The 22,778-nt window shown below is 69.7% G+C and carries 23 protein-coding genes; 10 read left to right on the top strand and 13 right to left on the bottom strand.

Annotated features, from left to right (window positions below):
* Positions 1–285: 285 nt before the first annotated feature.
* From pta to pyk, 3 genes are all read left to right on the top strand, one after another.
* Positions 286–2,376 carry a phosphate acetyltransferase gene (gene pta, locus ACZ3TS_RS20750; RefSeq protein ID WP_467619844.1) on the top strand — a complete coding sequence of 697 codons (2,091 nt, stop codon included), beginning with the start codon at positions 286–288 and terminating at the stop codon, positions 2,374–2,376.
* On the top strand, positions 2,373–3,581 hold the full coding sequence (locus ACZ3TS_RS20745) for an acetate kinase (protein ID WP_467619842.1): 1,209 nt from the start codon (positions 2,373–2,375) through the stop codon (positions 3,579–3,581). Before pta ends, ACZ3TS_RS20745 begins: the two co-directional genes overlap by 4 nt.
* Positions 3,582–3,678: 97 nt before the next feature.
* Positions 3,679–5,109 (top strand): pyruvate kinase, encoded by a 1,431-nt coding sequence (pyk, locus tag ACZ3TS_RS20740; RefSeq protein ID WP_467619840.1) that lies wholly within the window; start codon positions 3,679–3,681, stop codon positions 5,107–5,109.
* 90 nt (positions 5,110–5,199) lie between these two features.
* Here pyk and ACZ3TS_RS20735 read toward each other — a convergent pair whose 3' ends face one another.
* The 4 genes from ACZ3TS_RS20735 to ACZ3TS_RS20720 all read right to left on the bottom strand — a co-directional run bounded on the left by ACZ3TS_RS20735 (position 5,200) and on the right by ACZ3TS_RS20720 (position 9,401).
* Positions 5,200–6,486 carry a hypothetical protein gene (locus ACZ3TS_RS20735; protein WP_467619838.1) on the bottom strand — a complete coding sequence of 429 codons (1,287 nt, stop codon included), beginning with the start codon at positions 6,484–6,486 and terminating at the stop codon, positions 5,200–5,202.
* Positions 6,476–7,003: a DUF6114 domain-containing protein gene (locus ACZ3TS_RS20730; RefSeq protein ID WP_467619837.1), complete on the bottom strand. Its 528-nt coding sequence runs from the start codon at positions 7,001–7,003 to the stop codon at positions 6,476–6,478. The genes ACZ3TS_RS20735 and ACZ3TS_RS20730 overlap by 11 nt, the downstream gene beginning before the upstream one ends.
* 136 nt (positions 7,004–7,139) lie before the next feature.
* Positions 7,140–7,805, bottom strand: a complete 666-nt coding sequence (locus ACZ3TS_RS20725) for a DUF6230 family protein (protein ID WP_467619883.1) — start codon at positions 7,803–7,805, stop codon at positions 7,140–7,142.
* Positions 7,806–8,426: 621 nt separating this feature from the next.
* Entirely contained in the window at positions 8,427–9,401 is a 975-nt protein-coding gene (locus ACZ3TS_RS20720) for a tetratricopeptide repeat protein (RefSeq protein WP_467619835.1), read from the bottom strand.
* Positions 9,402–9,666: 265 nt separating this feature from the next.
* Between ACZ3TS_RS20720 and ACZ3TS_RS20715 the strand changes: the two genes are divergently transcribed.
* Both ACZ3TS_RS20715 and ACZ3TS_RS20710 read left to right on the top strand, forming a co-directional pair.
* Positions 9,667–10,281: a TetR/AcrR family transcriptional regulator gene (locus ACZ3TS_RS20715; RefSeq protein ID WP_467619833.1), complete on the top strand. Its 615-nt coding sequence runs from the start codon at positions 9,667–9,669 to the stop codon at positions 10,279–10,281.
* Positions 10,282–10,498: 217 nt separating this feature from the next.
* Complete coding sequence (locus tag ACZ3TS_RS20710; RefSeq protein ID WP_467619831.1) at positions 10,499–11,650, top strand: DUF3103 family protein; 1,152 nt, start codon at positions 10,499–10,501, stop codon at positions 11,648–11,650.
* A gap of 72 nt (positions 11,651–11,722) precedes the next feature.
* Here ACZ3TS_RS20710 and ACZ3TS_RS20705 read toward each other — a convergent pair whose 3' ends face one another.
* From ACZ3TS_RS20705 to ACZ3TS_RS20695, 3 genes are all read right to left on the bottom strand, one after another.
* Positions 11,723–13,423, bottom strand: a complete 1,701-nt coding sequence (locus ACZ3TS_RS20705; protein ID WP_467619829.1) for an acyl-CoA mutase large subunit family protein — start codon at positions 13,421–13,423, stop codon at positions 11,723–11,725.
* A gap of 127 nt (positions 13,424–13,550) precedes the next feature.
* Complete coding sequence (locus ACZ3TS_RS20700; RefSeq protein ID WP_467619827.1) at positions 13,551–13,889, bottom strand: DUF3817 domain-containing protein; 339 nt, start codon at positions 13,887–13,889, stop codon at positions 13,551–13,553.
* Between the two features lie 65 nt (positions 13,890–13,954).
* The gene (locus ACZ3TS_RS20695) at positions 13,955–14,464 is read right to left on the bottom strand and encodes a MarR family winged helix-turn-helix transcriptional regulator (RefSeq protein WP_467619824.1); all 510 of its coding nucleotides are present in this window, start codon (positions 14,462–14,464) and stop codon (positions 13,955–13,957) included.
* Positions 14,465–14,587: 123 nt separating this feature from the next.
* Between ACZ3TS_RS20695 and ACZ3TS_RS20690 the strand changes: the two genes are divergently transcribed.
* Positions 14,588–15,019, top strand: coding sequence for an SRPBCC family protein (locus ACZ3TS_RS20690; protein ID WP_467619822.1), 432 nt, complete (start codon positions 14,588–14,590; stop codon positions 15,017–15,019).
* A 562-nt stretch (positions 15,020–15,581) separates the two neighbouring features.
* Here ACZ3TS_RS20690 and ACZ3TS_RS20685 read toward each other — a convergent pair.
* From ACZ3TS_RS20685 to ACZ3TS_RS20665, 5 genes are all read right to left on the bottom strand, one after another.
* On the bottom strand, positions 15,582–16,214 hold the full coding sequence (locus ACZ3TS_RS20685; protein ID WP_467619820.1) for a TetR/AcrR family transcriptional regulator: 633 nt from the start codon (positions 16,212–16,214) through the stop codon (positions 15,582–15,584).
* Positions 16,211–16,891, bottom strand: coding sequence for a DUF4166 domain-containing protein (locus ACZ3TS_RS20680; protein WP_467619818.1), 681 nt, complete (start codon positions 16,889–16,891; stop codon positions 16,211–16,213). Before ACZ3TS_RS20680 ends, ACZ3TS_RS20685 begins: the two co-directional genes overlap by 4 nt.
* Complete coding sequence (locus tag ACZ3TS_RS20675; RefSeq protein ID WP_467619816.1) at positions 16,888–17,640, bottom strand: hypothetical protein; 753 nt, start codon at positions 17,638–17,640, stop codon at positions 16,888–16,890. Before ACZ3TS_RS20675 ends, ACZ3TS_RS20680 begins: the two co-directional genes overlap by 4 nt.
* A gap of 147 nt (positions 17,641–17,787) precedes the next feature.
* Positions 17,788–18,084 (bottom strand): MTH1187 family thiamine-binding protein, encoded by a 297-nt coding sequence (locus ACZ3TS_RS20670; protein WP_467619814.1) that lies wholly within the window; start codon positions 18,082–18,084, stop codon positions 17,788–17,790.
* Positions 18,081–18,425 carry a DUF3817 domain-containing protein gene (locus tag ACZ3TS_RS20665; RefSeq protein WP_467619811.1) on the bottom strand — a complete coding sequence of 115 codons (345 nt, stop codon included), beginning with the start codon at positions 18,423–18,425 and terminating at the stop codon, positions 18,081–18,083. Before ACZ3TS_RS20665 ends, ACZ3TS_RS20670 begins: the two co-directional genes overlap by 4 nt.
* A 250-nt stretch (positions 18,426–18,675) precedes the next feature.
* Here ACZ3TS_RS20665 and ACZ3TS_RS20660 point away from each other — a divergent pair, with 250 nt between their 5' ends.
* From ACZ3TS_RS20660 to ACZ3TS_RS20645, 4 genes are all read left to right on the top strand, one after another.
* Positions 18,676–19,308: an AIM24 family protein gene (locus ACZ3TS_RS20660; RefSeq protein ID WP_467619881.1), complete on the top strand. Its 633-nt coding sequence runs from the start codon at positions 18,676–18,678 to the stop codon at positions 19,306–19,308.
* A 1-nt stretch (position 19,309) separates the two neighbouring features.
* A complete protein-coding gene (locus ACZ3TS_RS20655) occupies positions 19,310–19,960 on the top strand; it encodes an AIM24 family protein (protein ID WP_467619809.1) in 651 nt (216 codons plus the stop codon).
* A complete protein-coding gene (locus tag ACZ3TS_RS20650; RefSeq protein ID WP_467619807.1) occupies positions 19,957–20,751 on the top strand; it encodes an AIM24 family protein in 795 nt (264 codons plus the stop codon). Before ACZ3TS_RS20655 ends, ACZ3TS_RS20650 begins: the two co-directional genes overlap by 4 nt.
* Before the next feature lie 92 nt (positions 20,752–20,843).
* Positions 20,844–21,320, top strand: coding sequence for a MarR family winged helix-turn-helix transcriptional regulator (locus ACZ3TS_RS20645; protein ID WP_467619805.1), 477 nt, complete (start codon positions 20,844–20,846; stop codon positions 21,318–21,320).
* Between the two features lie 30 nt (positions 21,321–21,350).
* On the opposite strand, the gene ACZ3TS_RS20640 is transcribed toward ACZ3TS_RS20645, so the two are convergent.
* Complete coding sequence (locus ACZ3TS_RS20640) at positions 21,351–22,637, bottom strand: MFS transporter (protein WP_467619803.1); 1,287 nt, start codon at positions 22,635–22,637, stop codon at positions 21,351–21,353.
* Positions 22,638–22,778 lie beyond the last annotated feature (141 nt).

Below are 22,778 nucleotides of genomic sequence, written 5' to 3'. Positions count from 1 at the left end.
ATTGTTTCACGCCTCACGGGCGGGTGCCGCTTCCCCACCCGCCCCCCGCCGACCCCTGATCCCGGGGTCCTGACGGGCGCCTTATCCAGGCCCAGAGGTATTGTCAAGAGGGTTCTGCTCACCCTCGCGGAGGATTTTCGAGGCCTACCAGAACCCCACAAAAACATCCAGAATCGGTCAATGGCGTCCGGTCATCCTCTGGCACAGAGAAGGGCGCCGAGCGACCCGAGGGCCGCCCGAGCCCCTGCCCGCCACCCCACCCGAGAGACGAAACGGAGAGCACGCGTGACGCGCAGCGTGTACGTGACCGGGATCGACCGCGGCGACGGCCGCCAGGTCGTCGAGCTGGGAATCACGGAGCTCCTGACCCGGCAGGTCGACCGGGTGGGCGTGTTCCGCCCGCTCGTCCACGACGGCCCCGACCGCCTCTTCGAGCTGCTGCGCGCCCGATACCGTCTGTCCCAGGACCCGGCCACGGCGCACGGCATGGACTACCACGAGGCGTCCGCGCTCCAGGCCGAGCGGGGGACGGACGAGCTGGTGTCCACCCTCGTCGACCGGTTCCACCTCGTGGCCCGCGACTACGACGTCGTCCTCGTCCTCGGCTCCGACTTCGCCGACACCCAGCTCCCGGACGAGCTGTCGCTCAACGCCCGGCTCGCCAACGAGTTCGGGGCGTCCGTGATTCCGGTCGTGGGCGGGCGCAAGCAGACCGCCGAGTCCGTACGCGCCGAGGTGCGCAACGCCTACCGTGCGTACGACGGACTGGGCTGCGACGTCCTCGCCATGGTCGTCAACCGGGTCGCCCGCGAGGACCGGGACGAGATAGCCGAGCGGCTCGACTCCCGGCTTCCGGTGCCCTGTTACGTCCTTCCCGACGACCCCGCCCTGTCCGCCCCCACGGTCGCGCAGATCGCCCAGGCGCTCGGCGCCCGGGTCGTCCTCGGCGACGACTCCGGGCTCGCGCGGGATGCCCTCGACTTCGTCTTCGGCGGTGCCATGCTGCCGAATCTCCTGGGCGCACTGACCCCGGGATGCCTGGTGGTGACCCCGGGCGACCGTGCCGATCTCGTCGTCGGCTCGCTCGCCGCTCACAGTGCCGGCAACCCGCCGATCGCCGGCGTCCTGCTCACCCTGAACGAGGTGCCCGGCGACGAGATCCTCTCCCTCGCCCACCGCCTCGCCCCGGGCACACCGGTGATCTCGGTGGCCGGCAACAGCTTCCCCACCGCCGCCCGGCTCTTCTCCCTGGAGGGGAAGTTGAACGCGGCCACTCCGCGCAAGGCCGAGCGGGCGCTCGGGCTCTTCGAGGGGTACGTCGACACCGCGGACCTGCTCAAGCGGGTGTCCGCCCCGAGCAGCGACCGGCTGACACCGATGATGTTCGAGCACCAGCTGCTGGAGCAGGCCCGCGCCGTCAAGCGCCGGGTGGTGCTCCCGGAGGGCACCGAGGAGCGGGTGCTGCAGGCGGCCGAGGTGCTGCTGCGCCGGGGTGTCTGTGATCTGACCCTGCTCGGTCCCGTCGACCGGATCCGCAAGAAGGCGGCCGACCTCGGCATCGACCTCGGCGACTGTCAGCTGATCGATCCGGCCACCTCCGAGCTGCGCGAGACCTTCGCCGAGAAGTACGCCCGGCTGCGCGCCCACAAGGGCGTCACGGTCGAGCTGGCGTATGACGTCGTCGCCGATGTGAACTACTTCGGCACCCTCATGGTCGAGCAGGGTCTCGCCGACGGCATGGTGTCCGGCTCCGTGCACTCCACGGCCGCCACCATCCGGCCCGCCTTCGAGATCATCAAGACCAAGCCCGACGCGAAGATCGTCAGCTCGGTCTTCTTCATGTGCCTCGCCGACAAGGTGCTCGTCTACGGCGACTGCGCCGTGAACCCCGACCCCAACGCCGAGCAGCTCGCCGACATCGCCCTCCAGTCGGCCGTCACCGCCGAGAAGTTCGGGGTGGAGCCGCGGATCGCGATGCTGTCGTACTCCACCGGCACGTCCGGCTCGGGCGCCGACGTCGACAAGGTGCGGGAGGCCACCGAGCTGGTGCGGCTGCGCGACGGCGATCTGATGATCGAGGGTCCGATCCAGTACGACGCCGCCGTCGAGCCCAGCGTCGCGGCGACCAAGCTGCCGGACTCGGAGGTCGCGGGGCAGGCGTCCGTGCTGATCTTCCCGGACCTCAACACCGGCAACAACACCTACAAGGCCGTGCAGCGCTCGGCCGGCGCGATCGCCGTCGGCCCGGTCCTGCAGGGACTGCGCAAGCCCGTCAACGACCTGTCCCGGGGCGCTCTCGTCCAGGACATCGTCAACACGGTCGCCATCACGGCGATCCAGGCCCAGAGCCCCACCGGGAAGGCAGCCGCCCAGTGAGCCAGACCCGCGTCCTCGTCCTCAACTCCGGCTCCTCGTCGGTGAAGTACCAGCTGCTGGACATGCGTGACAGCAGCAGGCTGGCCATGGGCCTCGTCGAGCGCATCGGCGAGCAGACGTCCCGGATCAGGCACACGGCGCTCACCACGGGCGACACCCGCGAGCAGAACGGGCCGATCGCCGACCACCAGGCTGCCCTCAAGGCGGTCGCCGAGGAGCTGGCCAGGGACGGGCTGGGACTCGACTCGCCCGAGCTGGCCGCCATCGGCCACCGTGTGGTGCACGGCGGCATGTTCTTCACCGAGCCCACCGTCATCGACGACGCCGTGCTCACCGAGATCGAGCGGCTGATCCCCGCCGCGCCGCTGCACAACCCGGCCAACCTCACCGGCATTCGCACGGCCATGGCACTGCGCCCGGACCTGCCCCAGGTCGCCGTCTTCGACACGGCGTTCCACACGACCATGCCGGAGTACGTGGCGCGCTACGCGATCGACACGAAGATCGCGGACCGGCACCGGATCCGGCGGTACGGATTCCACGGGACCTCGCACGCGTACGTGTCCCGGGCGACCGCGAAGCTGCTGGGTAAGAAGCCGGAAGAGGTCAACGTCATCGTGCTGCACCTGGGCAACGGTGCGTCCGCCTCGGCGGTCAGGGGCGGCCGGTGCGTGGACACCTCCATGGGGCTCACCCCGCTGGAGGGGCTTGTGATGGGCACGCGCTCGGGTGACCTGGATCCCGCCGTCATCTTCCATTTGGAGCGTGTTGGCGGAATGTCCATGGACGAGATCGACACTCTTCTCAACAAGAGGAGCGGTCTGTTCGGTCTGTGCGGCGACAACGACATGCGGGAGATTCAGCGGCGGATCGACGAGGGCGACGAGGAGGCGCGGCTCGCCTTCGACATCTACATCCATCGACTGAGGAAATACATCGGCGCCTACTACGCGGTACTCGGCAGGGTGGACGCGATCGCCTTCACGGCCGGGGTGGGCGAGAACGCGGCCCCGGTGCGGGAGGCCGCCGTCGCGGGCCTGGAGGAGCTGGGTCTGGCGGTGGACGGCGCCCTGAACGCCGTACGCGGCGACGAGCCGCGGCTGATCTCGCCCGCCGGCGCGCGGGTGGCGGTCGCCGTGGTTCCCACGGACGAGGAACTGGAAATCGCCACACAGACCTACGCATTGGTCGGAAAGGGCAACTGAACAATTCGACCGGCTCTCGCCTGAGCGCGAACGCGCCCATTTGCATCTTCCGCCAGACGGAATATTCCGCAGCGAAACAAACCGATAGGATCGCCCCATGCGCCGTTCGAAAATCGTCTGTACTCTCGGCCCCGCGGTCGACTCCCACGAAATGCTCGTCGCGCTGGTCGAAGCCGGTATGAACGTGGCCCGCTTCAACTTCAGCCACGGCACGCACGAAGATCACGAGGCGCGGTACGTCCGCGTCCGCGCCGCGTCCGCCGAGACCGGCAAGGCCATCGGCGTTCTCGCCGACCTGCAGGGTCCGAAGATCCGCCTGGAGACCTTCGCCGAGGGTCCGGTCGAGCTGGTGCGCGGTGACGAGTTCACCATCACCACCGAGGACGTGCCGGGTGACAAGCACATCTGCGGTACGACGTACAAGGGCCTGCCGGGCGACGTCTCCAAGGGCGACCCGATCCTGATCAACGACGGCAACGTCGAGCTGAAGGTGCTGGACGTCGAGGGCCCCCGGGTCCGGACGATCGTCATCGAGGGCGGTGTCATCTCCGACCACAAGGGCATCAACCTGCCCGGCGCCGCGGTCAACGTCCCGGCGCTGTCGGAGAAGGACATCGAGGACCTGCGGTTCGCGCTGCGCATGGGCTGCGACATGGTCGCGCTCTCGTTCGTGCGGGACGCCAACGACGTCAAGGACGTCCACCGCATCATGGACGAGGAGGGCCGTCGCGTCCCGGTCATCGCCAAGGTGGAGAAGCCACAGGCGGTGGCGAACATGGAGGACGTCGTGATGGCCTTCGACGGTGTCATGGTCGCCCGCGGCGACCTGGCCGTCGAGTACCCGCTCGAGAAGGTCCCGATGGTGCAGAAGCGGCTCATCGAGCTGTGCCGCCGCAACGCCAAGCCGGTGATCGTGGCGACCCAGATGATGGAGTCGATGATCACCAACTCCCGTCCGACGCGCGCCGAGGCGTCCGACGTGGCCAACGCCATCCTGGACGGCACCGACGCGGTCATGCTGTCGGCCGAGTCGAGCGTCGGCGCCTACCCGATCGAGACGGTCAAGACGATGTCGAAGATCGTCCAGGCGGCCGAGGAGGAGCTGCTGTCCAAGGGGCTGCAGCCGCTGGTCCCGGGCAAGAAGCCGCGTACGCAGGGCGGTTCGATGGCGCGCGCCGCCGCGGAGATCGCGGACTTCCTGGGCGGCAAGGGCCTGGTCGCCTTCACCAAGTCCGGTGACACCGCCCGCCGGCTCTCCCGCTATAGGGCCTGCCAGCCGATCCTGGCGTTCACCACGGACGAGTCCACCCGCAACCAGCTGGCACTGAGCTGGGGCGTGGAGTCGCACGTCGTGCCGTTCGTGAACAGCACCGACGAGATGGTCGAGCTGGTCGACCAGGAGATGGTGAGGCTCAAGCGGTTCAACGACGGCGACGTCGTGGTCATCACCGCCGGCTCCCCGCCCGGCGTCCCCGGCACCACGAACATGGTCCGTGTCCACCACCTGGGCGAGGGCGACCGCAACTGACGTCGTGGCGATACAGAGCTGTGGCCCGGTCCCCGCGTGGGGACCGGGCCACAGCTCTTTGTGCGGCTCCCGAACGGGCCTTGAGGGTGCTCAGCCGCCGGTGACGTACTGGTGCATGCCGGGCACCGTCAGCGTGCCGCCGAACTGGCCGGCCTGGGTGACCTTCACGTTCGTGAAGTAGATGAACGGGAGGTTCAGCGGCGGCGGGTTGTCCGGGCTGAAGGTGACCGGGATCAGACCGAGCAGGTTGCCGGAGATGCTCTCCGTGTACATCACCGTCTTGCCGTCACGGATGGTGGACGTCGATCCCTTGGCGGCCTGGACATGGTACGTCTCGCCCCTCTGGCCGTCGACGAGCTGATGCAGATCGCCGATGTCGGTGCCGTCGGAGATCACGTACTTCAGGACCTTCTTGACGGTGCCGTTGGCGGTGCGCACCTTCACGATGCCCTGGTAGTCCGCACCCTTGAGCGTCAGCGAGCTGGCCTCCAGGTGCCACGGCTTGTCGGGCAGGGCCGCGATCTTCTCCACGCCGCCCTCGTCGTCGGTCGCCGCGATGCAGCCGTCCGCGGACGTGGTGGAGTTCGGGGACGGGCTCGCGGTCGCGGACGCCGCCGACTTCACGGCGTCCTCCGCCGACTTGGTGACCTCGGAGGCCGCCTTCGTCGCCGTGTCCGTCGTGTCCTTCACGGTGTCCTTGACCGTGTCGGTGACCTTCTGGGTCGTGTCCTTGACGGTGCCGGACACGGAGGTGTCCTTCGTCGCGGACGCCGAGGCGGAGGCGGACGGCGTGGGCGTGGCGCTCGTCGACGAACCGGAGCCGCCGCCGAGGACACCGGTGATCGCGTCCCCGATGGTCTCCAGCAGGTTCCCACTGCTCGCGGAGGCCGACGGACTCGGCGTGGACGTGCCGCTGCCCGACGACTTGCCGGAGGCGCTCGCGGACGGCGTGGGCGTGGCCTTGTCGTCGGAACCTGAATCCGACGAAGAGGTCTTGCCCGACGTGCCGTCCGACGTCTTGTCCGCGGAGGCCGAGGGCGTCGGCTCCGCCGTGTCGGCGGACTTGGACGCGCTCGCCGAGGCGGACGGCGACGGCGATGCCGAAGCGTCCTCGGAGCCGTCCACGGCCTCCACGCACTTCTGGTACTCGTCGATCGTCATGCTCTTGGACGACGAGTGGTCGTCGGCACGGGCAAAGGTGGCGTTGATCCCCAGTCCCATGAAGACGGCCGTCGGCATCGCCGCCAGCGCCATCGCCTTGCCTGCCGGCATGTGGAACCTGGTGAACAGCGGCTTCCTGGGTGCCGCGTGCCGCGGCCCGGTTCTCGCACGGGACGCGTCCACGTCAGTCCCGTGGGTCACCTCGTCAGCCGGCACTGTGCCTCCCGTTCGCCCCGTTGGCCGGGTTCATTCCTGACAGATCGTTCGACTCGCTCACCCAGTCCGACCCCGCCCCGGGAGCACCGCCCGCTTCCGTGGTTTCCTCCTGCGGCTCGGGCGGCGCACCCGGCGCCCACGCCACGGCCATCGCACCGCCGATGAGGGCGAACAGGAAACCGACGACGAAACCACCGAAGTTGGAAACGGGGATGGACACCAGACCCAGAAGGATCGCCGCGATCCCGGCGAAGGTCCGGATGTGCGTCTGGAACCAGAGGCTGATGCCCAGAACGACGAGCAGCACACCGATGATCAGGGAGCCGGCGCCGGCGGTGGTGGCCATCGCGAGCGTCAGGTGACCGATCTGCAGGTGCGCGTACGGGAAGTACATGATCGGAAAGCCACCGAGCATGACGAACAGGCCGGCCCAGAACGGCCGGGTGCCCCGCCAGGCGCGGAACTGCAGCCTCCGGCGGGTGAACTGGCCGGGTGCGGCAGAAGTCTCGGCGCTCATGGAAAACAGCTCCCTGGTGCGGCGTTGCTGTGGTGAGGGTGGTCTTGCGGTGATGATGTGGGGGGTGTGTGAAACGCGGCCGGAGAGTGGTACGGGCGGGAGGCGCCTTCGGCTCCTCCCGCCCGTCACCGAGCGCCTAGTAGCACTCGTGCTTGCCCGTCTGCAGCTTCATCTTCAGACCAGGCAGTGTGAAGGTTCCGGCGGTGGTCGCCCACGCCGTCTGCTGCACCCCGTACAGGTCCGCCGAATCGGCCTGCTGGGCGAAGCCGTACGGGTTGGCCTGCTCCTTGCCGCCCTTCATGCCAGGGCCCTTGCCGCCCTTGCTGGGGCTCGTGTCGCCGGCGGCCACACCGATGTCGATGCCGTGGAACACGGCACCGCCCTTGGCCTCCAGGTCCGCGACATCGATGTACAGGTTGTCGGCGGAGACCTGGTTCTTCTTGTCGTTGCTGTCGCCTGCCGTCAGCGTCAGGCTGACGGACCCGATTATCGGGATGTTCGGGGTGACGACCGACTGACACAGGTTCTTGATCGTCGCGTCCTTGAACGACGAGACCGCCACCGCGTGAGACGTCTTCTCACCGGCGAGCGTGTAGCCGTCGTCCATCGCTCCGTACTGCGCGAAGCCGTTGCCGTGCAGTTCGTCGGCCGTGACCTTGAACGACTGTCCCGACACGCTGAACGACGCGGCCAGAGCGCCCTGTGCCAGGGCCACACCTATCGCTGCCGTCGCGGCGACGCTGGGCACCATGACCACAGCGAACCGCTTCCATCTGGTCCCGCCACGCACCTGGGACTCCATCATTTCCTCCTTCTCGGACGTACATCTCCTGACCCCAGCTCGCTACCGGTCGGCGGCTCAGCCGGGCAGGGATGGGAGAAGTGCTACGTCCTCGGGAAGGAGAGCGCCCGCTCTCGGAGGCGCGAACTGCGCCCGAATCACCGGCGATCACCCCCGAGCGACAACCACTGGTCGCGCCTGACACGCATCACGCACAACCTGCCGGACAGGCTCCGCCGAGGCGGAGACCCCCCTGTCCAGGACCCGGCGCCACTGCCGCCGGCTCCTGCTCGGTGGGGACCCACGAAAACCCGTTGACCCCACTGGCTGTCGGGTACGGCGATGGACCGAGCGTCGCCGATCGTGGTGCATTCTCGCCGCCCCCGCAAGGGGGTTCGTTACTCACTAGTAACGGCCGGATAACCGAACTACGACTCGCGGGTATCGACCGGCAACTCTTCGTGGCACAAAGAGAGATGACGAAACGGTTGAAGAGGGGACAGATCCCGACAGGCCAACGGCTCCGACTTACTCCAAGTAACAGCGGCCGCCTTTACCAAGATTTGGTAAAGGCGGCCGCTGTGTGCCTCTGTCGGCGAATCTTTCACCCGGGCATCACAAGCCCGGGTGTTTAGGGACTGGTCAGAACAACGCCCGCGCGAGCGCCCGACGGGCCGCGGTCACGCGCGGGTCGTCGGCACCGACCACCTCGAAAAGCTCAAGCAGCCGCAGCCGCGCGGCCTCCCGGTCCTCCCCCGCCGTGCGCCGCACGGCCTCGACGAGCCGCCCGAACGCGTCCTCCACATGTCCGCCCACCAGATCCAGGTCCGCAGCGGCGATCTGTGCCGATACGTCACCCGGCTTCTGCGCGGCGTCCTTTCGCACCTGCCGTGGATCCAGGTCCCGCACCCGCTGCAGCAACTCGGCCTGCGCGAGACCCAGCTTGGCCTCGGTGTTGGCCGGGTCGTCGCTCAGCACGTTCTTGTACGCCTGGATGGCACCGCCCAAGTCACCCGCGTCCAGCGCCTGTACGGCCGCTTCGAGCGCCGCGTCGTGGGGGCCTGCCGGGGCCTGAGGGGCCTCCTGGGCGCCGCCCGGCTCGGCGTCGGCGTCGACGGTCAGGCCGGTCAGCCCGAAGCGCTGCTCGGCGACCTCGACGAGCTGGTCGAGGGTCGCGCGGATCTGCTGCTCGGGGGCGGCACCCTGGAAGAGGGGCAGCGCCTGCCCGGCGACGACGGCGAAGACGGCCGGGATCCCCTGGATGCCGAACTGCTGCATCAGCATCTGGTTGGCGTCGACGTCGATCTTGGCGAGCACGAACCGGCCGTTGTACTCACGGGCCAGCCGCTCCAGGACCGGGCTCAGCTGCTTGCAGGGCTGACACCACTCGGCCCAGAAGTCGATGACGACCGGCACTTCGGTGGACCGCTGCAGGACGTCGCGCTCGAACCCCGCCTCGTCGACGTCGATGACGAGGTCGGCCGGGGAGACCGCCCCTCCTCCGCCCTGCCGGGCCGCTTCGGCGCGCGCCTGCTCCGCCTTCGCCTTGGCCTCCTGGGCCGCCTTCAACGCGGCGAGGTCGACGACTCCGCTCATGGACATGTTCCGTGGCTGCATGAGTACATCCTCCCCCTTCCGTACGCCGCTGTGAAAAGCGCTGTGAAAGCCGTGCCGGGCCGGTGATGATCCGCGCCGGGTCCCCACTCGGCGCCAGTGGTCGTCGCTCGCGCGCGTCACACCGATAGGCACGCGCACGCTTTCGCTACGAGTCGTAGCGTAACTGCCCTCGGGGGTCGCCGTGACCAGTCCGCCGGTGATCTCCGTCACCACTTCACACGACGTCCTGAAATGGCCGGGGACACGGCCGGATATGGTCACCGACATGCAGAGCAGCACTTCCGCCGCCCGTACGGGCCGTCCGCGCAGCGCTGCCGCGGACGCCGCGATCCTGCAGGCGACACGGGAGGCCCTCGTCGAGCTCGGCTGGTCGAAACTCACGCTGGGGGACGTGGCGACCCGGGCGGGGGTCGCGAAGACGACCCTCTACCGCCGGTGGGCGGGCAAGAAGGAGCTCGTGGTGGACGCGGTGGCGGAACTCTTCGACGAACTCGAACTCCCCGACCTCGGCAGTCTGCGGGCCGACGTGGAGGGCGTGGTGCTGCAGTTCGCCGCGCTGCTGGAGCAGCCGGCGACCAAGACCGCGCTGATGGCGGTGGTCGCCGAGGCCACGCATGACGAGGCACTGCGGCAGCGGATCCGCGAGGCGATCGTCGACCGGCAGAAGCGGCTGGTGATCGAGGGGCGCCGCCGGGCCCAGAGCCGCGGCGAGATCCCGGCCGACGAGGGCGACCCGGCCCCCCAGGTCGACCTGATCTTCGACGTGATCGCGGGCGCCGTCGTGCACCGCACCCTCGTCTCCTGCGAATCGGTCGACGCCGACTGGGCCTCACGCTTCACCTCGGTGCTGCTCGGCGGGCTCGCGGCGAACGGCGCCTGACGCCGTACTGCACCTTCCCGGCCGTCCGGGCGGGGCGTACAGGACGTCTTCCGGCCCGCGCCCCCGAAAGTTCACCCCGTCCTGCGAAGCAGACCCCTTGCCCGCATGTCATGTCACCATCATTCTTATCGGCAGGAATCTACCCGCATAGATTCGCTTTCACGGGCTCCACCTGACAGTGAGACATCGACCACTCGCCCCAGGAGGATCGATCCACGTGAGACCTCGTCACCCCCGTCGGCGCGGCGTCGGCGCCGTCGCGGCATCCCTGGTCGCCCTGTGCGCCGGCCAGACCCTGAGCGCGCTGCCGGCCACGGCGGCTCCGAAGGCCCCCACCCCCTCATCCGTCGTCAGCACGGCGCAGGACCACGCCGCGCGGGCGATAGCCGGCTCGCTCACCGACTCCGCCTGGCGCGCCCGCGTCCAGCAGGCGGCGCTCACCTCCGACGAGGTGCCCGTCACCGCCCTGGCCGGGAAGGCGGACGGCTCTCTGAAGTCCACACTCGCCGCGGCCGACCGCCGGATCGCCGCAGCCAAGGGCCTGGACTCCGGGATCGGTTCACTGCTCCGGCTGCGGCTCGGGGACGGATCCATGCGCGCGGCGCTCACCGCCGGGACCGTGCCCTGGGTGGCCGCGGCCACCTCGGACGACGACGCCGCCACCGTCACCGCCTACGACAGCCGGGGCCGGGCCCACACGCTCGACGCCGGCAAGCCGCCCGCGCACCCCGTGTACGTCGTCGACATCGACGGCTCCAAGGCGCTGGCCGCCGGTCTGGACGTCCTGAACGAGGAACTCGCGCGCTACGGCCTGGACTCCGCCGCGCCGGCCCAGCAGCAGGCGCCCACGGCGCGCTCGCGGGCGCTGGCGGCCACCGCGGGCTTCTGGACCACCCGCATCTCCGCGGTCGAGCTCTCGGACGACGAGGAGCCCTGGATCAAGGGCGACGCCGAGATCTACACTCTGGTCACCGGCTTCGGCCAGGACGGCAAGGTGCGGGTCGACCCGGTCGACATGCCGTACCTCGACAACGACGGCACGGTGTACCGGCCGAACCAGATCCTGGTCAACTGGTCGAACTACAAGTACGACCTGGCCGACGCCGTGATGATGGAGGACGACGGCAGCACCAACTACCGCGACCTCGCCAAGGCGATCGCGACCGCGCTGCTCACCATCGCCGACCAGGGCACCTACATCCCGCTGGTGAACGCGGTCCTGGACGCCGTCCCGGACGACTGGTGGACGGACGACCCGGACTACGTCGACTCCTGGTACACCCTGGCCCAGAGCGACGACGGCACCCGCTACGGCGCACGGGGCAACGGCTGGATGGCCGTGGAGCCGTACTTCGTGCAGGAGTTCTGAGGCACACGGCCAGGACGGCGGCAAAACGGGCCGGCGGGAACGAGGTTCCCGCCGGCCCCTGGCGTCCGGGACTCAGAAGTGCACGGGCTCGGTGTACGTGCCCCACTCGTCCCGCAGCGCCCCGCAGATCTCTCCGAGCGTCGCCTCCGCCCGCACGGCGTCCAGCATGGGCTCGATCATGTTCGCGCCGGAGCGAGCCGCCTGCAGCATCCCGTCCAGCGCCGAGCGCACCGCCGCGTCGTCCCGGGCCGCCCTGCGGGCCGAGAGGACCCGCACCTGCTCCCGCTCGACCTCGTGGCTGACCCGCAGGATCTCCAGATCCCCGGTGACCGACCCGGTGTGGACGTTCACGCCCACGACCTTCTTGTCGCCCTTCTCCAGCGCCTGCTGGTACCGGAAGGCGGACTCCGCGATCTCGCCCGTGAACCAGCCGTCCTCGATGCCCCGCAGGATCCCGGAGGTCATCGGACCGATCGGGTGCTGTCCGTCCGGATGCGCCAGCAGACCCCGTTCCTTGATCTGGTCGAAGATCCGTTCCGCGTCCGCCTCGATCCGGTCCGTCAGCTGCTCGACGTACCACGAACCGCCCAGCGGGTCGGCGACGCCCGCGACCCCGGTCTCCTCCATGAGCACCTGCTGCGTCCGCAGCGCGATCTCCGCGGCCTGCTCGCTCGGCAGCGCCAGGGTCTCGTCGAGGGCGTTGGTGTGCAGCGAGTTCGTCCCGCCCAGCACCGCCGCCAGCGCCTCCACCGCCGTACGCACCACGTTGTTGTACGGCTGCTGCGCGGTCAGCGAGACCCCGGCGGTCTGCGTGTGGAAACGCAGCCACTGCGCCTTCTCGCTCTTCGCCCCGTAAACGTCGCGCATCCACCGCGCCCAGATCCGGCGCGCCGCGCGGAACTTGGCGATCTCCTCGAAGAAATCGACGTGCGCATCGAAGAAGAAGGACAGACCTGGGGCGAAGACATCCACGTCAAGACCGCGGCTGAGCCCCAGTTCCACGTATCCGAACCCGTCCGCCAGCGTGTACGCGAGCTCCTGCGCCGCCGTCGCACCCGCCTCCCGGATGTGGTAACCGGAGACGGACAGCGGCTTGTACGCGGGGATGCCGGCCGCGCAGTGCTCCATCAGGTCACCGATGAGGCGCAGGTGCGGCTCGGGCTGGAAGAGCCACTCCTTCTGGGCGATGTACTCCTTGAAGATGTCGGTCTGCAGCGTGCCGTTGAGCACGGCGGGATCGACGCCCTGTCGCTCGGCGGCGACCAGGTACATGCAGAAGACGGGGACGGCCGGGCCGCTGATCGTCATCGAGGTCGTGACGTCACCCAGCGGGATGTCCTTGAACAGGACCTCCATGTCCGCCGCCGAGTCGATCGCCACCCCGCAGTGCCCGACCTCGCCCAGGGAGCGCGGATCGTCGGAGTCGCGGCCCATGAGGGTCGGCATGTCGAAGGCGACGCTCAGGCCCCCGCCTCCGTTGTCCAGGATCATCTTGTAGCGCTCGTTCGTCTGCTCGGCGTTGCCGAACCCGGCGAACTGCCGGATGGTCCACGTCCGCCCCCGGTAGCCGGTCGGGTACAGGCCGCGCGTGAAGGGGTACTCACCCGGCCAGCCGATCCGCTCGAAGCCCTCGTACGTGTCTGCGGGCCGCGGACCGTACACGGGCTCCACGGGGTCGCCGGAGAGCGTCGTGAAGTCGGCCTCGCGCTTGCGTGCGGCGTCGTAGCGGGCCTGCCAGCGTCGGCGGCCTTCCTCGATGGCGTCAGCGTCCATACCCGCCAATTTACTAGGACGTCCAAGTAAATGTCGACCGCTTGAGCGGGCGGCGTGGTGGCGGAGCCGGTGATCGGGGGTGGGAAACCGCCGTACGCAGCCGTCGTACGGCGGTGAAAAGCGGGCCTCAGGCCTTGGCGACCGCGGGCGCCTCGTCCATGAGCTTCGCCTCGAGTTCGTGGCTGACCTTGCGCTCCACGAAGAAGGCGGCCGTCGGGATCGTCCCCGCCAGCAGGACCCACAGCTGCTTGCCGACCGGCCACTTCGCCTTGGAGCCGAGGTCGAAGGCGAAGACCAGGTAGACGACGTACAGCCAGCCGTGCGCGATGCCGATGACGCGGGTGAAGTCCGCGGCGCCGTTCACGTCGAGCACGTACTTGGCGATCACACCGAGGGTCAGCAGGACCAGCAGTACACCGGTGACGTAGGCCATCACGCGGTAGCGGGTCAGCACGCTCTTTTTCATGGGTACGAGCGTAACCGCCGGTTTGGGGCGATCTTCGGGCGCCCCCGGCGCCGTCCGGGCGCGTGCTACTCGGATTCGAAGTCCCCCGCGGCGATGCGCAGCGGGCGCAGCATCGCGAAGATCTCGGCGCACTCCTCCGCGTCGTACGCGCGGAGCCCGAAGTCCATCGCCATCAGGTCGCGGGTGGCCGCGTCGCAGACCTCGCGGCCCTTGTCGGTGATGGAGGCGAGGGTGCCGCGGCCGTCGTTGGGGTTGGGCCGCTTGGCGACGAGACCGGACCTGACCAGGCGGTCGACGGTGTTGGTGACCGACGTGGGGTGCACCATCAGGCGCTCCCCGATCTTCGACATGGGCAGTTCGCCCGCCTTGGAGAAGGTGAGCAGCACCAGCGCCTCGTACCGCGCGAAGGTCAGTCCGTACGGTTTGACGACCGCGTCGACCTCGGCCAGCAGGATCTGCTGCGCCCGCATGATCGAGGTGATCGCGGCCATGGACGGCACGTTTCCCCACCGCTGCTTCCAGTGTTCGTCGGCGCGGGCGATGGGATCGAAGGACAGACTGAGGGGCTTCGGCACGGCATCGACCTTACCCGCCGGTCACATGGTGGTCAGCCCTGTCTCGCTTTTCGGTCGGCCGGCCACCAGGAGCGCACACTGGAAGCGGAAAGCCCATGCGTCAGAGCGAACGCGGAGGTGGCCATGAGCACCCTCGAAGAACACGTAGACGTCGGAGTTCCGATCGACACCGCCTGGAACAGCCTCCATCGCGTGGAGAACTATCCGCGCTTCGTGGAGGGAGTGCGCGACGCCCGTGCGGAGGCGGGTGGCCGAGCGCATCTGGACATCGAGACGGGCGGCCGGGCCCGGGAGCTCGATGCCGAGCTCTCCGACCGCGGCAAGGAACGCGTGATGGAGTGGCACACCACGCGTGACCCCAAGCTGGCGGGCTCCTTCTCGTTGCAGCCGATCGACAAGAACCACACCCGGGTCCAGATGAGGCTCGAGTACGACCCCGGCACCATCCGCGAGTCGTTCGGCGGGCCGAAGGGGTTCGCCCAGGCGAACGCGATCGAACGGCTCGTCCGCAGCGATCTGGAGCACTTCCGGGAGTACGTGGAACGGCAACGGTGAGCGGCAGGAGACCACCGAGCGCCTGAGGCCGCCGGGACCTGCGCGGGCGACGGGCACCTGCCCACGCGTCCGCCGAGGGCGGCAGCCTCCGGCGCGGGGGGCCAGGGCCTGCCCTGGCCCCCCGCGCCGCGGACAGGTCCCTGAGTCCTGTCGTCGAAGTCGAAGTCCCGTCGTCCGTCCGGAGGGCGAGCCTCGCGGCAGTGTGACGTGCCGGGCTCCGGCCCTCGCACCGGAAGTACTTGGGCCTGGGCCCGGTGCGGCGAGAGTGCGTGCAGGGCGTCCCGAGCCAGGCGGGAGTGGCGCGGTCGACGGGTGCCCACGCGTCCGCCGAGGGCGGCTCCGGCGCGGGGGGCCGAGGCCTGCCCGCAGGCCCGGTGGATGGATCGGACAGGTCCCTGAGTCCTGTCGTCGAACTCCCGTCGTCCGCCCGGAGGGCGAGCCTCGCGGCGGCGTGAGGGCGCCTCCCGCTCGAGCGAAGCCGAGAGCGGGCAGCGTGCTCTCGGCGTGCCGGCGAGAGTGCGTGCAAGGCGACGCGAGCCACGCAAGAGTCCGACGACAGGGCCTAGGTACGTGACGCCCGGCGCAGCGTGTGCCGGACCGCCCGCTGGGCCACCGGGCCCAGCTCCTCCAGCGCCGCCAGCAGGGACGCGAGCTGGTCCAGGGCGGCCAGTGCGGCACCGGCCCCCTCCGCGTCCACCCCCTCGTACAGCTCGATCCCCACGAAGGAGGCCGACACCGCGCGCGCGAGGCCCCCGGCGTCCGCGAACTCCCCCAGCGGCGTCGAGCCCAGCACCCGCACCAGTACCCGCTCGATCTCCGCGATCCACAGATCGAGCCCCCCGGCCGTGGCCGGCGCGAGCCGGGGATGGGTCTGCGCGCCGGCCAACAGCTGGCCGAGGACCGCGACGTGCCCCGCCGCCTTCTCCTCCTCGTGCATCTCCCGCCCGAACGCGAGGAGTTCACCGAGCGTGCCGATCCCGTCGAGCCGCTCCCGGTACCGGGCCACCCGCTGCTCCGTCCCGTACCGGCACGCCGCCGCGAGCAACTCGTCCACGGAGCCGAAGTGGTAGAAGACGAGCGCCTGGTTGACGCCGGCGCTCGCCGCGATCGTCCGGGCCGACGTCTTGGCGATCCCCTGCTCGGTGAGCGTCCGCAGCGTCCCCTCCAGCAGCTTCACCCTGGTCGCCTCGCTCACGCCCGCGCCTCCTCCCGGACCGGCCGTAGTCCGGGACGCACCCCGCACACCCGCACCTCCGTGTACGAGGCCGTGAAGGATCCCTCGTAGCCGAACAGCGGGCCGAAGTACCGGTTCACCACCCGCACCCGTATCCGGAAGCGTCCCGTCGACTCGTCGAACGACTCCCGCACCTCCGCCCGAGCGCCGATCATCTCCGGCACCCGCACGTCCACCGGCCCCTCCCGGAAGCGGTGTTCACCGGACCGGATCAGCAGCGACCCGTCCGGCTCGGCCAGGAAGCGCAGTTCACTCGCGAGGTGCTGGTGCGTGCCCAGGTAGTCGAGGACCCGGTCGCCCTTCGGGCTCAGCACCATCTGCGCGTCGAAGCGGCGCGCGCGGCCGGGGAGGTCGAAGGTGCGCACGAACGTCACCGTCTCCCGGCCGAAGGTGTCGGCGTACGGCACGTTCTCGATGGTGAAAGGGACGTCGCGCCCCTGACGCGGGACGAGGATGTGGCGCGTGGCGCCGAGCGCGAGGAAGGGCTTCACGAATCCTCTGCCGTGCCAGATGCGGTCCATCACCCCGCGCCCGATGCAGGCCTCGCCGCTCGCGAGCCCCACCGAGAAGCGCCGCCGCAGCTCCGGGTGCAGCCGCTGGAAGTCCGCGCCCATCGCCGCACGGAAGACAGAGGTCATGACGGGCGCTCCAGGGTGGCGAGGAGACGCGGCGCGCAGACCCGCGTGGGTGGGGTGCGCAGACAGCGGCGGGCGGCCGGCGTGCGGGAGAGGGGCGGCGTGACCAGGGCCAGGGAGATGGCCACGGCCAGCAGCAGCGGGCACAGGTAGGCCATCGCCGCCGCGAACGGTCCGAAGAGGCGCAGGAACGAGCCCAGTCCGAGGCCGGTGCAGGCGATGGTGACGACCAGGGCGCGGACGGCCAGCTCCACAAGCCAGTTCACGAGCGCGCGCTCCGGTGTGATGCCCCGTTCCAGCCAGAGGCGGAGGCGGTCGAAGGACCAGGCGGTCGCCCAGCCCATGAGGGGCCGGAAGACCAGCCGGTCGGCGAGCGCGCCGACGGCGCCCCAGCGCGGCCGGTAGTCGTACCCGGTCAGGAAGCGGACGCCGTCGCCGTCCGGCACGTACCGCCAGTAGCCGCTCCCCTCGGCGATCAGCGACAGCGGATGCGGCGAGGAGAACCGCAGCGCGGAGGTGCGCGTCCCGTCCGGCCGCGTCTTCTCACCCGCCGACACCCCGGTCCCGGCGACGGTCAGGAAGGGCAGGACGCGGGTCGCGTACCGAAAGCGCTGCGCATCGCCCTCCGCACACGGCAGGTAGTCGATCTCGGTGAAGCGCAGGTCCCAGCGCCGGTGCTGCGCGGGGTCCTGCGTCCGTGTCCACAGTTCGTCGAGGTCGCTGCGTATATGCGCCTCTATGTAGAGCCCCATTGCGAATCCCCCAGGTCAAGGGCGCCATTTGAGCGACTGCTCAAACAACAGGCCTGACACTACAACATATTTGAGCGAACGCTCAGGCCCCGGGTACGAGAAAACCCCGGTCCTCAGGGCCGGGGTTTTCCGCTGCTGGACGAGGAGTTACTCGGGGGACAGGTACCGCTCCACCGTCTCCGCCTTCGAGGTGAGGCCGTTCGTCACGCCCGGGCGGATGTCCGCCTTGAGGACCAAGGAGACACGGGGCGCACGCTCCTCGACCGCCGCGACGGCGCGCTTCACGACATGCATGACCTCGTCCCGCTCGCCCTCGATCGAGGTGAACATGGCGTCGGTACGGTTCGGCAGGCCCGAGTCCCGTACGACCCGGACGGCGTCGGCGACGTACTCCCCCACGTCGTCGCCGACCCCCAGTGGCGTCACGGAGAAGGCGACGATCACGCGTTCACGATCCCTTCCTTGCGGGCGCGGGCCGCGATGACCGCGTCCTCGGCCTCGCGGCGCAGCTTGCGCTCGGCGAAGAAGCCGCCGGTCGGCAGCACGGAGAGGACGAAGTAGACGGCGGCGGTCTTCACGGACCACTTGGCACGGTTCCAGGCGTCCGCCCAGAAGATCACGTACAGGATGAAGAGAACCCCGTGGATCGAGCCCATGACGGGCACCGCATTGAAGTCGGTGGTGCGCTTGAGCACCGAGCAAACGAGCAGCAGCAGGAAGGAGACGGCCTCGGGGGCCGAGACCAGGCGGAGCCGGCGGAGGGCGGTGGCGGTCTTTATGTCCACGGGTCACCTTCGGTGGGAGATTCGCTGACGACGCAGTCGCTTTGTGAACGCGCGCACAAGGGCCCGCCCATTGTGACATCCAGGACTCGGCGGACCCGGAACGGGGGTGCGGGGTGTCGGCGATCGGCCCGTTCCACGTTTCTCGCGGGGCCGCCGATACGCCTGTTCCCTCAGGGTCGGGTCAGGGTCCGGATCCACCACGGGACCCTGTCCGCTCCACCCGCCCGGCCGCTACCTTCGCCCCGTGGCGATGTTCCGACTCCAAGGCAGCAAGGTGCTGGCCGTCGACATGACCGGGGACGCCGTGAAGGCGAAGAACGGCTCCATGGTCGCGTACGACGGACAGATGACCTTCAAGAAGCTCACCGGCGGCGGTGAGGGCATCCGGGGCATGGTGACCCGGAGACTCACCGGCGAGCAGATGACCGTGATGGAGGTGAAGGGACACGGGACGTGCTGGTTCGCGGACCGGGCCTCCGAGATCAACCTCGTCGATCTCCAGGGGGACAAGCTGTACGTCGAGTCGAGCAACCTCCTCGCGACGGACGCCGGCCTGCGCACGGGCACGACGTTCACCGGGCTGCGCGGAGCCTCGCAGGGCAACGGCCTGTTCACGACGACCGTCGAGGGCCACGGCCAGGCGGCGATCATGTCCGACGGTCCGGCGGTGGTGCTGCGGGTGAGCGGGCAGTACCCGCTGACCGTCGACCCCGGCGCGTACGTCGCGCACCAGGGCAATCTTCGGCAGTCGTTCCAGTCGGGCGTGACGTTCCGTACGTTCCTGGGCGAGGGCGGCGGAGAGGCCTTCCAGATCCGCTTCGAGGGGGACGGACTGGTGTACGTCCAGCCCAGCGAGCGCAACACGATCGCGGGGGACCTCTGACATGGCCTTCCGCGAAGTGAACGCGAAGATGATCGAGGCGATGGTCGTGCCGGGGCAGCGGCTGTACAGCCAGCGGGGCGCGATGCTCGCCTACAAGGGCGATGTCTCCTTCACCCCCGACATCCAGGGCGGCCAGGGCGGGGTCATGTCGATGATCGGCCGCCGCATCGCGAACGAGGCGACCCCGCTGATGACGGTCGAGGGCAACGGCACGGTGCTGTTCGGCCACGGCGGCCACCACATCCAGGTGATCAACCTCACGGGCGACACGTTGTACGTCGAGGCGGACCGCCTGCTCGCGTTCGAGGGCACCCTTCAGCAGGGCACGATGTTCATGGGCTCACAGGGCGGCGTCATGGGCATGGTGCGCGGCCAGGTCACGGGCCAGGGCCTGTTCACGACGACCCTCACGGGTCGCGGTGCGGTCGCCGTGATGGCGCACGGCGGCGTCTTCGAGGTGCCGATCACCCCCCAGCGCCCGGTCCACGTCGACCCCCAGGCGTATGTCGCGCACCACGGCGACGTACGCAACAAGCTGTCCACAGCGCTCGGCTGGCGCGACATGGTGGGCCGCGGCTCCGGCGAGGCGTTCCAGCTGGAGCTGAGCGGCAGCGGTGCGGTGTACGTGCAGGCGTCGGAGGAGAAGCTGTGACCACCTATCCGGGGGCCGGCCCCGTCATCCATGACCCGATGACCCTGCCGGCCGACGACAACGTGAACAAGTACACCTTCTGCGTGGAGCTCAGCGGGAGCCAGTGGTTCCTGCAGAAGGGGAAGATGATCGCCTACTACGGCTCGATCGAGTTCAACGGGATCGGCCACGGGCGACTCGACCGTATTGTCCGTACGTCCTTTCATTCGCCACTGCACGCGAGCGACTGGGTGGTGGCGGAGGGCTCGGGCAAGATGCTCCTCGCCGACCGGGCCTTCGATGTGAATTCGTATGACTTGAACGAGGGCAACCTGACCATTCGCTCGGGCAACCTGCTCGCTTTTCAGCCAAGTCTGTCACTCAAGCAGTCGATCATTCCGGGCTTCCTGACCCTGATCGGAACCGGAAAGTTCGTGGCTGCGTCCAACGGTCCGGTGGTGTTCATGGAACCCCCGATCCGGGTGGATCCGCAGGCCCTGGTCGGCTGGGCCGACTGCCCGTCCCCGTGCCACCACTACGACCACGGGTACCTGACGGGCGTATGGGGCGGTCTACGTGCGATGACGGGCCTCGGCGGGGCCTCCGGGGAGGAGCATCAGTTCGAGTTCGTCGGGGCGGGCACGGTCCTGCTCCAGTCCTCGGAGACACTGATGGCCGAGCAGCCCACGGGAGCGGTTCCACAGGAGCCCGGCGTACCGGGCGGGGCCGGGGTACCCGGTCACCAGGGCCAACCGGGGACACCGCGCCTTCCCGGACAGCTGGGAGACCTCCAGCGTCGCTTCGGGCTGTGAGCGGTAGTCTGCGGAGTGTGACGTCGAACGCGTGCGCACTGTCACACCACCCTCACTAGTTCGCCTTTCAACCTTTTAGGTAGACTTCATTCATGGAGACCGAGACGGCCACGCGCTGGCTGACCGATGCGGAGCAGTGCGCCTGGCGCACCCACCTGGAGGTCAACAGGCTGTTGACGTATCAGCTCGAAAAGGACCTGCAGCCGTTCGGCCTGACAATGAACGACTACGAGATCCTGGTGAATCTCTCGGAGTCGGAGGGCTTCCGCATGCGGATGAGCGACCTCGCCGCCGCCACCCTCCAGTCCAAGAGCCGCCTCTCGCACCAGATCACCCGCATGGAGAACGCGGACCTGGTACGGCGCGAGAACTGCGAGTCCGACCGCCGGGGGCTGTACGCGGTCCTCACGGACCACGGCATGGAGACGATGAAGAAGGTCGCGCCCCACCATGTGGCGTCCGTGCGGCGGCACTTCATCGATCTGCTGTCGCCCGACGACCTGGAACACCTGCACAAGTCCCTGCGCCCGATCGCGGAGCACCTGCGGGGTCAGCGGGGCAAGCCGTAGACCTGCCCGGCGGTAGCAGGCGGGCCTCGTTCAGCGGCGCTTGCCTGGTGTCGCTGAGCCCGCCCTCCCCCACCTCCGGGTTCGCCCGAGCCGGGGAGTTTCCCGCTCCCGGGCGGCACCCCCGTCCGGGGCTGCGACGCTGACGGCCGCGGCCGTCAGCGTCGCAGCCCCGGACACCACGAAGCACCACCCCAGCGGCAGATGTCCCACCAGCGCCCCCACCGCCGCCGAGCCCACCGAACCACCGGCGTTGACCGCCGTGTTGACCCAGGCCCCGGCCTGCGTGCGGAAGCCCGGCGGGGCCGACTCGTCCGCGATCAGATACGACGTCGTGAGGGCCGGGGCGATGAACAGGCCCGCGCAGGCCACGGTGACCGTGAGGGCGGCGAGGCCGGGGGCCAGGCCCGCCACGGTCAGCGTCAGCCCCAGGGCCGCGGCGAGCAGCGGCAGCCGGACCCGCGCGCTCGTCCGCCAGTCGACCGCCCCGTTCAGCAGCCCGCCGACCGCGCTGCCCGCGGACAGCGCCGCCAGCACCCACGCCACCACGTCGTCGCCGTACCGCCGCTGCTCGGCGAAGGCAAGGACCAGCAGATCGAGCGCGCCGACCGCCAGCCCGACGCCGGCGGCCACGAGCACGGGCTGCATCAGCCCCCGTGCCCCCCGGAACCATCCAGTGGAGCGCTCCGGCCGCGCGGTGTCGGGGCGCGCACCGGCCAGTGCGGGGGACGAGACCAGGGCGACGGTCCCGGCGGCAACCAGCAGCGCGCTCAGCGCCACCCCGGCCGCGGGCGGCGCCCACCGCACCACCACGCCCACGAGCAGTGGCCCGGACACGAACAGCAGTTCCTCGGCGACCCCGTCGAGCCCGTACGCGCGCTGCAACAGCCGCTGGTCATCGACGAGTTCGCTCCACACGGCCCGCATGGTGGGGCCCAGAGGGGGCGGGAAGGCGCCGGCGGCGACGGAGAGGGCACCCAGCAGCAGCGGCGGCGCGCCGGGCCGCCAGCTCGCCACGGCGAGTGCCGCGAGCAGCGTCGTGTAGATCAGCGCCATCGGCAGCAGCGCCCGGCGGGCCCCGTACCGGTCGACGAGCGCCGCCCGCGGCGGCGAGAGGAGGACCGTCGTGGCCCCGAAGAGCGCCATGACCGCACCGGCCACGGCGTACGACCCGGTCGCCCGGGTCACGGACAGCATGACGGCGACGGACACCGTCCCGTACGACAGTCGGCCGATCAGCGCGGCGACGAACGTGCGACGGGCGTGCGGGACACGCAGAACGGCGGCATACGAAGGCCGCGCGGAAGCAGGCGCAGACACGGGATGAGTTCCTCGGTCGAAGGCATGGACGGGACACCTGAGTGCCGCGACGGCGACGGCCGACTGCCGTGTGCCGATCGCGGACCGGGGCGGGTCCTATGCCAAGAGGAGGAACATGCGGATCAAGGTATCAACGGGTGC

It is taken from the genome of Streptomyces sp. NPDC022910 (assembly GCF_055561075.1).
Note: the sequence above shows the minus strand (reverse complement) of the source record. Positions and strands in the feature narration are given on the sequence as shown.